Here is a 13,517-nt window from a genome sequence, read left to right on the forward strand (position 1 = left end):
AATTGTGAAACCAGCCTAATAAACTGTTTCACCTCCTGTTAGCGGCGGTCAGCGTAACCGACGAGCGAGAACAACCGCTCGACGTCGCCGTCCATGCGCGCCAACAGGTCGGCAACGTCGGTTTGTAGGTCGGACGTGACGCTCGTGAGAACCATCCCTTCGTTCGGCTGTCCGTAGACGACGCTTCCACCGACCGGCACGGCGAGCACCGCCGGAAGCGCGGCGAGGTCCTCCTCCCCGTCCACGACGAGAACGGTCGATGCGTCCGCCTCGATCGCGTCGGCGAGCGCCATAAGGAGGTCGTCCGTGAGGACGCCGGCCGGGTTCTCCACCGGAACGCGTCGCGCGTCGTCGCTGACGGCGTCCCGGATTTCGGGGTCGACGGCGTCGCGTTTGGTGATCCCGTCCACGAGCGCGACGTCCGGCGTGACGCCAGCCGATTCGAGGTGATACGTGACGACGTCGCCGACGGCGACTAGCGGTCGCTCGGCCGATTCGAGAAGCGTCTCCGCGTCGGTGAAAATCGGTCCGAGCGGTTCCTTTAGCTCTCCACGCAACGCGCGGGGAAGCGAGACGACTGTTTCTGACACGTCCCTATCTGACTTTCAGCGCGTAGCTTCCCGGCTCCGTTACTTCCATCTCCCGCCCGATTTCGCTCTCCTCGGGGTGGGCGATGGAGACGTAGCCGCTCCAGTCCTCGGTGAGGCTGGTGGAGTTACAGACGGGACAGATTTCCTCGTCCGGCTCCACGACGGCGTGGCAGTCACGGCAGGCGAGGCGATTGCTCGCCATCGTTATTCGCTCTCCGTCGTCGCGTGGCGCTTCTGACGGTCTTCTTTCAGCCAGCCGTGTTTACCGAGGCCGACCTGCTTCGCCGTGAGACCGATCTTGCTCTCACGCGGGTTGCGTTCGTCGATGCTCTTGGTGACGATACGCGTGCGAACGGAGTCGCCGACGCCGAGCGTGCGGTTGGACTCGCGGGAGGCGAGCGCTTGGCCCTCCTCGTCGAACGCGAGGTATTCGTCCGAAATCTGGGAGACGTGGAGCAGGCCGTCCACCGGCCCGATGCCGACGAACGCCCCGAAGTTGACGACTTCGACGACTTCGCCGTCCACGACTTCCTGCATCTGCGGGTCGAACGTCAGCGCGTCGAACTCCGCTTCGTAGTAGACGCCGGGACGGTTCGGCAGCACTGCACCTTCGCCGATGTCGTGAACTTCGGTGACGCTGACGACGCTTCCGACGTCCTCGTCCATCCGTCCTTCGAGTTTGTCCTGTAGTAACCGTTTCACCAGGTCCGGCGTAACGTCTGCGAGGAACTGGGGAGGTACTTCGACCGTGTCCTTCAATCTGGCCCGTTTATACATGCTATGGTTGAGTGATTGCGAGTTTGTTCTTCCCCCTTATATGGATTACCGATACGCCAGCGTCGAGCAGGCGTGTACGAAGGGGTGCGTCGTTCGTGACGACGAAGTCGAACTCGGGTCCGAGTTCGACCAATGCGTCGTCGGCGTACGATTCCTCGTGGTCGATGGTTCGACATCGCGTCGCCAAATCGGCTCCCACACTCGCGGCGGTCGCCTCCTTGCCGTTGCCCTGTGACAGTCCGTCGAGTTCGGTGACGACGGCGCGAGGGGTGACACACTCGAACTGGCCCAATAGCCGGTCGAGTTCGTCGAACACCCTGACGCCACATTCGACGGGCATCATGAGGGCACTGGTATCCATGACGACGGTGTGAACCATCAGTTCTGGGTCGTGAGGGTTCCGATGCCGATGAGCCGCCAGCGTGCGCCGATACGGCGGTTGATGGCGATTTTCGCCCCTTCAGCCGCACAGACGGGACGCTTGAGCGAGACTTCACACTCGTCGTCGCGCGCGCTGGTGACGGCACCGACCGTCGTCGCCGTTCCGACCGTCAGCATGAGCGGTTCGCCCGTGCTGATTTCGTCCACGTTCTGCTCGTCCATGCCGACGAGACGTTCGAGCAGATCGACTTTCATCGTGAACTGCTCCCACGTCGGCGGGAGACTGCCGGGGGTCCCTGCGACCTGTCCGGCCAGCGCGTCACCCTTGGTGAGGCTCGGGTCGAGACCCGTTCCGACGCCGAGTAGGCCGCCGGGCGTGGCTTCGTCCACCATCTCGCCACCCGCTTGGAGGGACCGAACGTCGGTCTGGATGGGTTCCCACTGCGTTTGGCCGCCTTCTTCCACTTCGCGTCCGGGACGGAGTTCGAGTTCGTCGCCCGCGTTGAGCTTTCCTTGAACGAGACTGCCGCCGAGCACGCCGCCTGTGAGACTGTCCCACGTCGTGCCGGGACGGTTGATGTCGAAACTGCGAGCGACGTACATCTGTGGGTCGTCGTTCGGGTCCTGTTCCGGTGTCGGGATCTCCTCCTCGATGGCCTGAATCAGCAGGTCGATGTTGACCTCCTGTTGGGCGCTGATCGGGACGACTGGCGCGTCCTCCGCGACCGTCCCTTCCACGAACTCCTGAATCTGTTCGTAGTTACGTCGCGCGCGGTCGGGACTGACGAGGTCGATCTTGTTCTGTGCGATGACGATGTTCTCGATGCCGATGATGTCGAGCGCCATCAGGTGCTCTTCGGTCTGGGCCTGCGGAACGTTCTCCGTGGCCGAGACGACGAGCACTGCGCCGTCCATCAGCGACGCTCCCGAGAGCATGGTCGCCATGAGCGTTTCGTGGCCGGGCGCGTCCACGAACGATACTGTTCGAATCGGTTCGCTTTCCGAACCGTCGGCGCACGTCTCGTCTACCGTGTAGCACTCCGGTGCGTCCACGCCAGGGCACTGCCTGAACGTCGCGTCCGCGTATCCGAGTCTGATAGAAATCCCCCGCTTCATCTCCTCGGAGTGCTGGTCGGTCCATTCGCCGGAAAGAGCCTGCACGAGCGTTGTCTTTCCGTGGTCTACGTGGCCGACGAGTCCGATATTCACCTCCGGTTGGTTGTGTGTTCCTGTCAACGTTGACCTCCTGAAGTAATCTTGTCGTAGATTCGGCCCGAACGACTGATAAACCTACTGTTCTCGCATCGAGCGAGTTCCTGACAAGGACGTTACAAAAATGTAATTCACATAACGTTTTATCCGCTACCCGACGAAACTACTCCCATGAGCAGCGACACCGAGTTACAGGAGTGTGAGGACTGTCTTGCTCCGGCGAAAGCGTTCTCGGTCATCGCCAACGAGACGCGCCTCTCGATTCTGGAGGCGCTCTGGCAGGCCCCGGAACGACCAGTCGGCTTTTCCGAACTTCGAAAGGAGGTCGGGATGCGCGACAGCGCCCAGTTCAACTACCATCTGAAACAGCTGACCGACCACTTCGTCGTTCGAACCGACGAGGGCTACGACTTCCGCCAGGCCGGAAAGAAGGTCGTGAGCGCGGTGCTGGCGGGTTCGTTCAACGAACATCCGCATCTCGACCCCATCGAACTGGACGAGACGTGCGCCGCCTGTGGTTCCCACCTCCGAGCGACGTACGAGGAGGAGACGCTGACGGTGGCCTGTCCCGACTGCGGGAAGGCCCACGGCAACTATCCGTTCCCACCGGGCGGTCTGAACGACCGTACCAGCGACGAAATCATGGACGCGTTCAATCAGCGCGTGCGCCACCTCCACTGTCTCGCCGCCGACGGGGTGTGTCCGGAGTGCAACGGGAAGATGGGAACGACGGTGAAGAAGGATACGGAGAACGTCCTCGGAACGAAGGTCAGGGTGGACCACCACTGCGAGCAGTGCCATCACCAACTCCATTCCACGGTCGGACTGTCGCTTCTGGACCAGTCGCGGGTCGTCACGTTCTACAGCGACCACGGCATCGACCTCTGTACGAAGCCGTTCTGGTCGCTCTCGTGGTGTGTGGGCGACGAAACCACGACGATTCTCGGGGACGACCCGTGGCGAATCCGAGTCTCGATAACGCTTTCCGACGAGACCCTCGACGTCACCCTCGACGCCGACATGAACGTCGTCGAAATCGATCAGAGCTGTCCGTCGGCAACCGACGCCGAGAGCGTCGCCTGACACCGAAATTACAGGAACGCGTTTCAGTATCGGATCCTACAGAAGTGTTCTTCAGCTAACATATTTGTCGGTAGCTCCCCTTCGTTCAAACGAGGAGAGCCACCATGAAGTACGAAACCACCGTCGGATTTGCTGAACTGAACCCCACCTTCGACATCGTCCGCCGAGCGCTCGCCGCGCTACTCGCGCTTGTGCTCGGAACCGCTGTTGCACTTGCTATCGGCCTCGTCTTCGTCTACGGTGCGGCGATGGTCGGTGCAACACTCCCCGCTATGCTCGTCGCGTGGGCGGCTATCTTCGGAATTCTCGTCTTGCTCCCGTTCCTCGTCGTCCGAACGATGGCGAGCGTGTTTACGGCGTTGGAACTCTGAACGAATCGTTTGTGATTTCGGGTTACGGCGGGAACGTGGGGTTGTTGGATTCGTTTGTCGATTCCAACCGAGACGACACCGGTTTTGTTGTGGTTCGTTTGTAGCAACTGCGATGACGATGAGGAGCGCTTCCGTGCTCCCGTTTGCAACCTCACGAGAACTACGTTCAGTCGTCTCGCGCGACGGCGCACGGCCGTGCGCCGTGCGCTACTCGGACGTAACGTTCGTCTTCTGGACGACGTCGCCGTCGTGAACGACCGTCAGCGTGAATTTCCGGTTCGGACCGCCGTCCGGAATTTCGACGGTTGCGGTGTAGTTCGCCAGCGCGGGGCACCCTCGCTCGGCTTTTCCCGTTTCTTTCCGACTATTCACCCGGAGCATGTAGTCTCGCCAGCCGTTTTTCACCAGTTTCGGCTGGTCGAGCGAATGTGCGGCGTCGGGGACGCTCACGTTTCCGGTGACGACGAGGAGCGACCGTCCGCTCGCGTTGCGCCGGGTCACTTCGACGCGGTTCGCCGGTGATGGGACACAGCCACCCCCCGTGCTTACCGCGTCGACGAGTTTCGGTTCCACCGGTTTCTTCTCGACGTCGACCTGCGTCGTTCGGTCGAGAACTCCGGCGTCGCTGCAACCCGCGAGGAGGACGGAAACGACGACGAGGCCGGCGAGGAATTGCGAGCGCATCGACGCTGTAATCACGCGTCGTCGGTATATGCTTTCCTCACGGACCCCGAACAGTTATCGCCGCTCGAACAGACCACGAAACCATGACAGCGCCAGCGGATCTGATCCTCACGAACGCGGAGGTGCACACCCTCGCGGACGACTCGGCGGGAAACGACGACGCGGACGACCGACCTGAAGCGGTCGCGGTCCGGGACGGGGAAATCGTTCGCGTCGATTCGGCGTACGAGGTGAACTTCCTGAACGGAGTCCAAACCGAAGTCATCGACCTCGGCGGACGCGTCCTCCTGCCGGGATTCATCGACGCGCACACCCACATGCAGACCGTGGGGAGCTATCTGGTGAACGCCGACCTCTCGGACGCCGATTCACCTGCCGACTGCGTCGACCTGCTGGCCGAGTTGGACGAGGACCGCGATTCGAACGACCACGAGTGGGTCCTGGGCTACGGCTTCGACGAGAGCATGTGGGACGAGTCGCGCTATCTCACCCGCGAGGACCTCGATTCGGTGAGCGAAACCCGTCCCGTCGCCGCGTTCCGCGAGGACCTGCACGTCGCCTCGGTCAACGGCGTGGTGCTCGACCGACTGGGCGACGAGATGCCCGAGGAGGACGTCGAAACCGAGGACGGCGAACCGACCGGCGTCATCGTGGAGGACGCGGTCAACGCCGTCTACGAGGCCATCGAACCCGACGCCGAGACGACCCGCGAACTCCTGCTGGCGGCCCAGCGCGACGCCCACGAGAAGGGCGTCACCGGGGTCCACGACATGTGTCGGCAATCCCGTTCGCCGGTGGTGTACCGCCGACTCGAACTGGAGGGTGACCTGACCATGCGCGTCCGCATCAACTACTGGAGCGACCACATCGAGGCCGCGGAGGAGGTCGGTCTCGTGACGAACCACGGCAGTTCGTTGGTGACGACGGGCGCGATAAAGTCGTTCACCGACGGCAGTTTCGGCGGTCGGACGGCGAAGCTCTTGGAACCGTACGCCGATGCGGAGGAGGTCGTCGATGCGGACGCCGACGACGTGACCGGCCAGTGGGTCGTCTCCCCCGAGGAACTGGACGACATCGTCACGCGGGCGGACGGTGCCGGATTTCAGGTGACGGCCCACGCCATCGGCGACGAGGCGATCGAGGCCGTGCTGGACGCCTTCGACGAGACCGGGGACGCGGGCGAGAAGCGCCACCGGGTCGAGCACGTCGAACTCGTGACGGACGAACAGATCGAGCGGTTCGCGGAGTCGGGCGTAATCGCCTCGGTGCAACCGAACTTCCTGAAGTGGGCGCAACCGGGCGGCCTGTACGACGCTCGACTGGGCGAGGAGCGCCGGAAGCAGACGAACCGCTACCGCACTCTGCTCGATGCGGGTGCACATCTCGCGTTCGGCAGCGACTGCATGCCCCTCGACCCACTGCTCGGGATTCACCAAACCGTCAACGCGCCCGTCGAGGAACAGCAGCTTTCCGTGACGGAAGCGCTCCGCGCGTACACGCTCGGGGCGGCCTACGCCGGATTCGACGAGGACGACCTCGGCACCGTCGAAGTCGGCAAGAGGGCCGACTTCACCGTCCTCGACCGCTCGCCGTGGAAACACGCCGACGACATCGAAAACATCGACGTGGCGATGACCGTCGTGGACGGCGTCGTCGCTTTCGACGGACGGAACGATTAAGCCGTTTCCAGACAGTTCTCGATCATGTCCTTCGCCCTCCCCATCCTCTTCCCCATCTCCATTCCCCTCGCCGCCGAACTCGGCGGCATCTTCGTCCTCTTCTTTCTCTTCGCCATCGGTGGCCCGCTCGTCCTCTGGTGGCTCATCGATACGGAATCGGACCGCGAGGAGACCGAGCATCACGACTGGTCGAGCGCCGAACGCGCCGCCCGCCGCGACACGCGCGACGACCGGCGATAACGGGAACTGAACCCATTTGATACCGGGAACTGAACTCGTTTTTCGAGTCGTATTCCGCGGTGGATAGCGAACAGCACGCGCTATCAATAACCGAATGAATCGGAAACCGTGTTTTGAAGAGAAAATATTTTCAATACTGGCTGTTGTTGGCTAGTGCAACCACAGGTGGATCAACGTGCCAAAAATGGAGACCGCAAACCTCGAAACCGAGCTGAGTCTGTTCAAATACGATAATCTGGAACAGCTTCCATCGGAATATCGGGGGTTGAGTGAAGAAGAGCGAACGGAGCGTATCGAGCGGGCGCTCGATACGCTGGGCGACGACGTCGTCGTCCTCGGACACAACTACCAGCGGCGGGAAATCGTCGAACACGCGGATTTCATCGGCGATTCCTACCAACTGAGCGTGAAGGCGGCCGAGGCCGACGCGAAGTACGTCGTCTTCGGCGGCGTCACGTTCATGGCCGAGTCGGCGGACATCATCACGGACGACGATCAGACCGTCATCCTACCGTCGATGGAGGCGTCCTGTCCGATGGCCGGGATGGCCGAGGCGTTGCAGGTTGATTCCGCGTGGGCGAAAATCGAGGCGGCCGCGCCCGACGCGAACATCATCCCGATCACGTACATGAACTCCTACGCCGACTTGAAGGCGTTCTGCGCCGAGCAGGGCGGCGCGGTCTGTACGTCCTCGAACGCTCACCGAGTCTTCAAGTGGGCGCTGGAGCAGGGCGACAAGGTGCTCTTCCTGCCGGACAAACACCTCGGCGAGAACACGGCCCATCGTCTCGGATTGGAGGACGAGACGGCGATGTGGAACCCGTGGGACCCCGAGGAACAGGACGCCGCTGCTATCGCGGATTCGAAGATCGTCCTCTGGGACGGCTACTGCCAGGTCCACGAGCGCTTCGGCGTGGAACACATCGACCGAGTTCGTGCGGACCACCCCGATGCGAAGGTCGTCGTCCACCCCGAATGCCGCCGCGAGGTCGTGGAGGCGGCGGACGTCGTCGGAAGCACGGCGACGATCTGCGAGTCCATCGCCGAGGCCGACCCCGGCGAGACGTGGGCCATCGGAACGGAGATCCACCTCGTCAACCACCTCGAACGCTGGCATCCCGAAGTGAACGTCCTCCCGCTCTGCGGCGACGCCTGCATGGACTGCAACGCGATGCGCCAGATCGATCCGAACTACCTGACGTGGGTGCTCGAAGAACTGGTCGAAGGGCGGGAACGGAACGTCATCGAAGTCGCGCCGGAGGAAAAGGACCTCGCCATGCTGGCGCTGGAGAGGATGCTGGAGCTATGAGCGGGGAAGAAACCGATATCCTCGTTATCGGAAGCGGTATTGCGGGCTGTAGCGCCGCGCTCGGCGCGGCGCGTGCGGGTGCGAACGTGCTCGTCGCCACGAAGGCGACTCGCCCGGAAAACGCTTCGACGCACTGGGCACAGGGCGGTATCGCCGTCACCCGAGACGATCCGAAGGCGTTCCACGCCGACGTCCTGTCGGCGAGCGCGGACACGGCCGACGCCGAAGCGGTCGACGTACTGGTCGAGAACGCGAACGACGCCGTCGAGGACGTGCTCATCGATACGCTCGGCATCACCTTCGACTCGGACGGCGAGGGGTACGATTACGGGCGGGAGGCCGCCCATTCCGAAGAGCGAATCCTCCACATCGACGCCAGCACGGGCCAGCACGTTCTCGGCCCGTTCCTCTCCCATCTCGATTCCCATCCGCGCGTGACCGTCGCGGAGGACACCGCCGCGCTCACGCTCGTGACCCACGAGGGTCGCGTTCACGGCGCGATGCTCGAACGGGACGGCGAAATTTGGCCCGTCTTCGCCGGGGCCACGTTACTCGCCACCGGCGGGGTCGGCGCACTGTACGACCACACGACGAACCCCGATTCGGCGACGGGTGACGGCATCTCCATGGCCGCGCTGGCGGGGGCGAAGACGAGGGACATGGCGTACGTGCAGTTCCATCCAACCGCATATAGCGGAGACGACCCCTTCCTCGTCAGCGAAGCCGTTCGCGGCGAGGGCGCAGTCCTCCGGAACGCCGACGGCGAGCGGTTCATGGTCGACGAACACCCGGACGCCGAACTCGCGCCGCGGGACGTGGTCGCCCGCGCGGTCCAGCGCGAACGCGACCGAACCGGCGAAGTCGTCCTCGATACGACGCCGCTGGATTTCGCGGGGACGTTCCCCGACCTCGCCGAGAAATGCGACGAGCGCGACGTATCCCACGACTCGATTCCGGTCGCGCCGAGCGAGCACTTCCTCTGCGGCGGCATCGAGGTGGACGACCACGGAACGACGAGCCTCGACCGCTTGTTCGCGGTCGGCGAGTGTGCGCGGACCGGCGTTCACGGCGCGAACCGCCTCGCCTCGACCAGCCTTCTCGAAGGGTTGGTCTGGGGTCTCCGCGCGGGTGAGCGCGCGGCAGACGTTTCGACCGGCCCGGAACCGGTCGAAACCCCGGAATTACTGAACAGCGACCCGGCGCTTCCCGCCGGGTTCGCCCGCGACAAGTTCACCCGCCTCCGACAGGTGATGGACGAGTACGTCGGCCTCTCGCGGAATCCCGACGACCTCCGACGGGCGACCGCCGCGATTCGGCGGTTGAAAGGAGAGGTGGACGCCTACGCCAGAACCCGAACCGCACGGGACCTGTACGAACTCCGACACGCGAGCGTCGTCGCCCTGCTCATCGCCCGGGACGCGATGGACGCCGAATCCGTCGGCTGTCACCACGTGGAGGAAATCCATGCTGACTGATAGCGACGTCGAGCGATGGCTCCGCGAGGACGTGGGCCACCACGACGTGACCAACCACGTTCCAGGAAAGACCGTCGGGCGACTCGTCGCGCGGGAGTCCGGCGTCGTCGCCGGGTTGGACGCCGCGCTGGCCGTGTTCGACTACCTCGACTGCGAGACGAACCCGCTGGTCGAGAACGGCGCGAACGTGGACGTGGGCGAAACCGTCTTCGAGGTCCACGGCCCGGCGACCGACGTGCTCCGCGGGGAGCGAATCGCGGTCAACCTCGTCGGTCACGCCTCCGGAATCGCCACGAAGACGGCCGAAGCGGTGTCCGCCGCGCGACTCGTCAGCGACGACGTGGCGATTGCAGGAACACGAAAAACCACGCCCGGCCTGCGCGGCATCGAAAAGCGGGCGGTCGCCGCCGGTGGCGGCGACACGCACCGCCTCACGCTGTCGGGCATGGTCATGGTCAAGGACAACCACATCGAGGAGATGGGGATGGTCGGCGCGATCGAGCACTTCCGGGAGTTGGCGTCGTTCGCCACGAAAATCGAGGTGGAGGTCGAACGACCGGAGGACGGTCGTCGCGCGGCGGAGGCGGGCGCGGACATCGTCATGTTCGACAACCTTCCCCCCGAAGCAGTCGAAACGGGCGTCGAACTCCTTCCCGACGGCGTCCTCTCCGAAGCCAGCGGCGGTATCGACCTCGAAGCCGTCCCCGACTACGCCGGAACCGGCGTGGACGTGATTTCCATCGGCGCGTTGACCCACAGCGCGCCGTCGCTGGACTTCTCGTTCCGTACCGGGTGAAATCGGGCGACCGGGACCGGGACGGATTTTACCGCTCGATGACAACTATTACTATGGAAAACGATCTTCCGGACGAGCGCCGCCTCGATTCGTTCGAGGCGGCGGGCGTTCGGGCGTGTGAACTCGCGGGCGAGTATCTCGTGTCCGAGTTCGAGACCGAATCGCTCGCCGCGGAGTACGGCCCGGACGACGTGAAGGCGCTCGCCGATAGGGAAGCGGAGACGCGGATTTTGGACGTTCTGACCGACGAATTCCCGGATCACGCGATTTACGCCGAGGAGTCCGGACGGCGGTCGGGTTCGGGCGCGTACCGCTGGGTCGTGGACCCACTCGACGGGACGAACAACTTCTGTTCGGGGATTCCGTACTTCGGGACTGCACTCGCGCTCCTCCGTGGGGACGTTCCCGTGTTGTCGGTGGTGTGCGACCCGCTCCACGATCACACGTACGTCGCTCGACGGGACGGCGGTGCCACCCTGAACGGCGAGCGGATTCGAGCCGAAAGCGCCGTTGCGAGCGACAACGCGACGGTGTCGTTCGTCCTCGGGTTGGACGCGCTTCGGGACGACGAACTGCGGGGGACGGCCGACCGACTGGAAGCCGAGGTCGGAACTCGTTGTAAACGGGTGTGGCGCAGTTGGGCACCCGCACTGGATTGGGGACTGCTCGCGCGCGGCAAACTGGAAGCCGTCGTCTGTTTCCATCCCGACACAGTGGAACAGCACGCGGGGTGGTTGCTCGCGGGCGAAAGCGGTGCGAGGCTGATGCGCGAGGACGGACTGTACCTCGCGGCGGCCAACGACGACGTGTTCGAGGCGTTGGAATCCCTCTTCTGATTCGACTCCCTGTTTCGGTGGATCTGTCAATCGATTCGATTGGCTTCCTCGCCGGGTCGCTCCGCTTCAATGGTGGGAAACACCGGTCGAAATCGAGCATGGGCTCGCGTCAGAATAACGACCAAACATCTCGAATAATCGATATGGTTATGTGGTGCCATGACAAAGCATACCGTATGGCAACTAGGTCGAGCCGGTCGCCATTCGACCGACTCCGTCAGCACTACGAACACAAGGAGCACAAATGCATCAAGTGTGGATACATCGATACGGACACTCACTGGCGCGTCACGAAACGCGGCCACGAAATCCACTACCAGCACATCTGCCCGTCGTGTGGCAACGTCGACACGCGTGTGCTTCGATACGGCGAGCGGTAGCCGGTACCGATTGGTGACTGACGGCCGCTAAAGGCGGTTGCTGACTAGTTTTCCAACAACGATTCGCCGGTCATCGCGCCCGGCTGTTCGACGCCGATGAGTGACAGGAGCGTCGGCGCGAGGTCACAGAGCGATCCGCCGCTTCGAACCGTCTTTCCGTCGTCGTCGCCGTTCGGGGAGACGTAGACGAGCGGGACAGGGTTGTAGGTATGTGCCGTGTGCGGGTCGTCCGGCGTTCCCATGTCGTCGGCGTTGCCGTGGTCCGCCGTGATGAGGACGTGTGCCCCGTGTGCTTCGAGCGTTTCCACGAGTCGCCCGAGTTGTTCGTCCACCGCCTCGACGGCTTCGACGGCGGCGTCGAAATCGCCGGTGTGGCCCACCATGTCCGGGTTCGCGTAGTTCAACACGAGCACGTCGGGGTCGTCCGAGTCGATGACCGAGATGGCCGTGTCCGTCACTTCCTCGGCGCTCATCTCCGGTTGCTGGTCGTAGGTCGGTACGTCCGGACTCTGGATGATGCGCCGGATTTCGCCGTCGAACTCGATCTCCCGTCCGCCGTTCAGGAAGTAGGTCACGTGGGCGTACTTCTCCGATTCCGCGAGACGAAGCTGTGTCAGGCCGTGCTCCGAAAGCACCTCGCCCAGCGTGTCCTCGGGTTGATGCGGTGGGAACGCAACGGGAAGATCGAAATCGGGGTCGTACTGGGTCATCATGACGAACTCCACGTCCGGCGGATGCGTGTCGAACGTCCACACCGGGTCGATATCCGCGATCATCCGCGTCAGTTGCCGGGCGCGGTCCGAGCGATAGTTGAAGAAGACGACCGCATCGCCGTCCGCCAATTCGGGACCGTCCGCCACCAGCGTCGGTTTCACGAACTCGTCCGTGTCGCCGCGGTCGTAGGAGTTCTCGACGGCCTCCACTGCGGTTCCGGCTTCGAACTCCGCGTCCCGGTTGACGATGGCGTCGTAGACTCGGTTCGTCCGCTCCCAGTTCTGGTCGCGGTCCATCGCGTAGTAGCGCCCGGAGACGGTGGCGACCTCGCCGGTTCCCTGCTCGTCGATGACCTCCTGTAATTCCCCGAGGAAGCCCGCCCCGCTCTCCGGCGACGTATCCCGTCCGTCCGTAAAGGCGTGGGTGACGGCCTCGACACCGTGGTCCGCCGCGAGTTCGATGAGCGAGTACAGGTGTTTCTGGTCGGAGTGGACTCCACCCTCGCTGACCAAGCCCATGAAGTGGACCCGGCCGTCGTGCTCGTCGGCGTAATCGAGCGCGCCGATGATGGCCTCGTTTTCGTCCAACTCACCGTCCGCGATGGCGTCGCTGATTCGCGTGTACTCCTGTCTGACCACCCGTCCCGCGCCGATGTTCAGGTGTCCGACCTCGCTGTTCCCCATCTGGCCGTCGGGTAGTCCGACCCGCCGCCCCGTCACGTCGAGCGTGCCGTACGCGCCCGACTCCGCGAGATGGTCGAAATTCGGCGTGTCCGCCGCCTCGATGGCGTTCCGGCCGCCGTCTTCGCTTCCCAATCCCCAACCGTCGAGGACGATGAGTCCCGCTTTCATATTCGATTCGTCGTCGGGGCGGGGTAACAAGTCTTCGCCTGCGGTGGAAAATGCGACCGTGACCGGTGGGGCGCTTTCGTTCACTTTCACTCCACGTAAGAATTCGTTTAACTATCGAGGCGGTGGTGCTTGTACTCGC

General features: G+C 63.5%; 16 protein-coding genes. 9 read left to right on the plus strand and 7 right to left on the minus strand.

Going from position 1 to position 13,517, the window contains the following annotated elements:
- Positions 1–38: 38 nt before the first annotated feature.
- From NKF25_RS03015 to NKF25_RS03035, 5 genes are read right to left on the minus strand one after another with little or no spacing between them, the layout of a single operon-like run.
- Positions 39–590, minus strand: a complete 552-nt coding sequence (locus tag NKF25_RS03015; RefSeq protein WP_253225239.1) for a DUF359 domain-containing protein — start codon at positions 588–590, stop codon at positions 39–41.
- A gap of 4 nt (positions 591–594) precedes the next feature.
- A complete protein-coding gene (gene spt4 / locus NKF25_RS03020; RefSeq protein ID WP_066140939.1) occupies positions 595–792 on the minus strand; it encodes a transcription elongation factor subunit Spt4 in 198 nt (65 codons plus the stop codon).
- A 2-nt stretch (positions 793–794) separates the two neighbouring features.
- Entirely contained in the window at positions 795–1,367 is a 573-nt protein-coding gene (locus tag NKF25_RS03025; protein ID WP_066140942.1) for a DNA-directed RNA polymerase, read from the minus strand.
- A 1-nt stretch (position 1,368) separates the two neighbouring features.
- A complete protein-coding gene (locus NKF25_RS03030; RefSeq protein WP_066140944.1) occupies positions 1,369–1,746 on the minus strand; it encodes a DUF188 domain-containing protein in 378 nt (125 codons plus the stop codon).
- A complete protein-coding gene (locus NKF25_RS03035) occupies positions 1,746–2,984 on the minus strand; it encodes a translation initiation factor IF-2 subunit gamma (protein ID WP_253225240.1) in 1,239 nt (412 codons plus the stop codon). The genes NKF25_RS03030 and NKF25_RS03035 overlap by 1 nt, the downstream gene beginning before the upstream one ends.
- Before the next feature lie 147 nt (positions 2,985–3,131).
- On the opposite strand from NKF25_RS03035, the gene NKF25_RS03040 reads away from it, so the two are divergent.
- Positions 3,132–4,043: a winged helix-turn-helix domain-containing protein gene (locus NKF25_RS03040; RefSeq protein ID WP_253225241.1), complete on the plus strand. Its 912-nt coding sequence runs from the start codon at positions 3,132–3,134 to the stop codon at positions 4,041–4,043.
- A 104-nt stretch (positions 4,044–4,147) separates the two neighbouring features.
- Positions 4,148–4,414: a hypothetical protein gene (locus NKF25_RS03045; RefSeq protein WP_253225242.1), complete on the plus strand. Its 267-nt coding sequence runs from the start codon at positions 4,148–4,150 to the stop codon at positions 4,412–4,414.
- Positions 4,415–4,621: 207 nt separating this feature from the next.
- On the opposite strand, the gene NKF25_RS03050 is transcribed toward NKF25_RS03045, so the two are convergent.
- A complete protein-coding gene (locus NKF25_RS03050) occupies positions 4,622–5,098 on the minus strand; it encodes a hypothetical protein (protein WP_253225243.1) in 477 nt (158 codons plus the stop codon).
- Between the two features lie 83 nt (positions 5,099–5,181).
- Here NKF25_RS03050 and NKF25_RS03055 point away from each other — a divergent pair, with 83 nt between their 5' ends.
- The 7 genes from NKF25_RS03055 (at position 5,182) to NKF25_RS03085 (ending at position 11,813) form a co-directional block, all read left to right on the plus strand.
- The gene (locus NKF25_RS03055; RefSeq protein ID WP_253225244.1) at positions 5,182–6,777 is read left to right on the plus strand and encodes an amidohydrolase; all 1,596 of its coding nucleotides are present in this window, start codon (positions 5,182–5,184) and stop codon (positions 6,775–6,777) included.
- Between the two features lie 24 nt (positions 6,778–6,801).
- A complete protein-coding gene (locus NKF25_RS03060) occupies positions 6,802–7,017 on the plus strand; it encodes a hypothetical protein (RefSeq protein WP_253225245.1) in 216 nt (71 codons plus the stop codon).
- A 184-nt stretch (positions 7,018–7,201) separates the two neighbouring features.
- Positions 7,202–8,326 (plus strand): quinolinate synthase NadA, encoded by a 1,125-nt coding sequence (gene nadA / locus NKF25_RS03065; protein ID WP_253225246.1) that lies wholly within the window; start codon positions 7,202–7,204, stop codon positions 8,324–8,326.
- A complete protein-coding gene (locus NKF25_RS03070; protein ID WP_253225247.1) occupies positions 8,323–9,801 on the plus strand; it encodes an FAD-dependent oxidoreductase in 1,479 nt (492 codons plus the stop codon). The genes nadA and NKF25_RS03070 overlap by 4 nt, the downstream gene beginning before the upstream one ends.
- On the plus strand, positions 9,791–10,597 hold the full coding sequence (gene nadC, locus NKF25_RS03075; protein WP_253225248.1) for a carboxylating nicotinate-nucleotide diphosphorylase: 807 nt from the start codon (positions 9,791–9,793) through the stop codon (positions 10,595–10,597). Before NKF25_RS03070 ends, nadC begins: the two co-directional genes overlap by 11 nt.
- Before the next feature lie 53 nt (positions 10,598–10,650).
- A complete protein-coding gene (locus NKF25_RS03080) occupies positions 10,651–11,433 on the plus strand; it encodes an inositol monophosphatase (protein ID WP_253225249.1) in 783 nt (260 codons plus the stop codon).
- 176 nt (positions 11,434–11,609) lie between these two features.
- On the plus strand, positions 11,610–11,813 hold the full coding sequence (locus NKF25_RS03085; RefSeq protein ID WP_253225250.1) for an HVO_0649 family zinc finger protein: 204 nt from the start codon (positions 11,610–11,612) through the stop codon (positions 11,811–11,813).
- 44 nt (positions 11,814–11,857) lie between these two features.
- Here the strand turns inward: NKF25_RS03085 and gpmI are convergent, their stop codons facing one another.
- Positions 11,858–13,378, minus strand: a complete 1,521-nt coding sequence (gene gpmI / locus NKF25_RS03090; RefSeq protein ID WP_253225585.1) for a 2,3-bisphosphoglycerate-independent phosphoglycerate mutase — start codon at positions 13,376–13,378, stop codon at positions 11,858–11,860.
- Positions 13,379–13,517 lie beyond the last annotated feature (139 nt).

It is taken from the genome of Haladaptatus sp. AB643, from assembly GCF_024136975.1.
Taxonomy (GTDB): domain Archaea; phylum Halobacteriota; class Halobacteria; order Halobacteriales; family Haladaptataceae; genus Haladaptatus.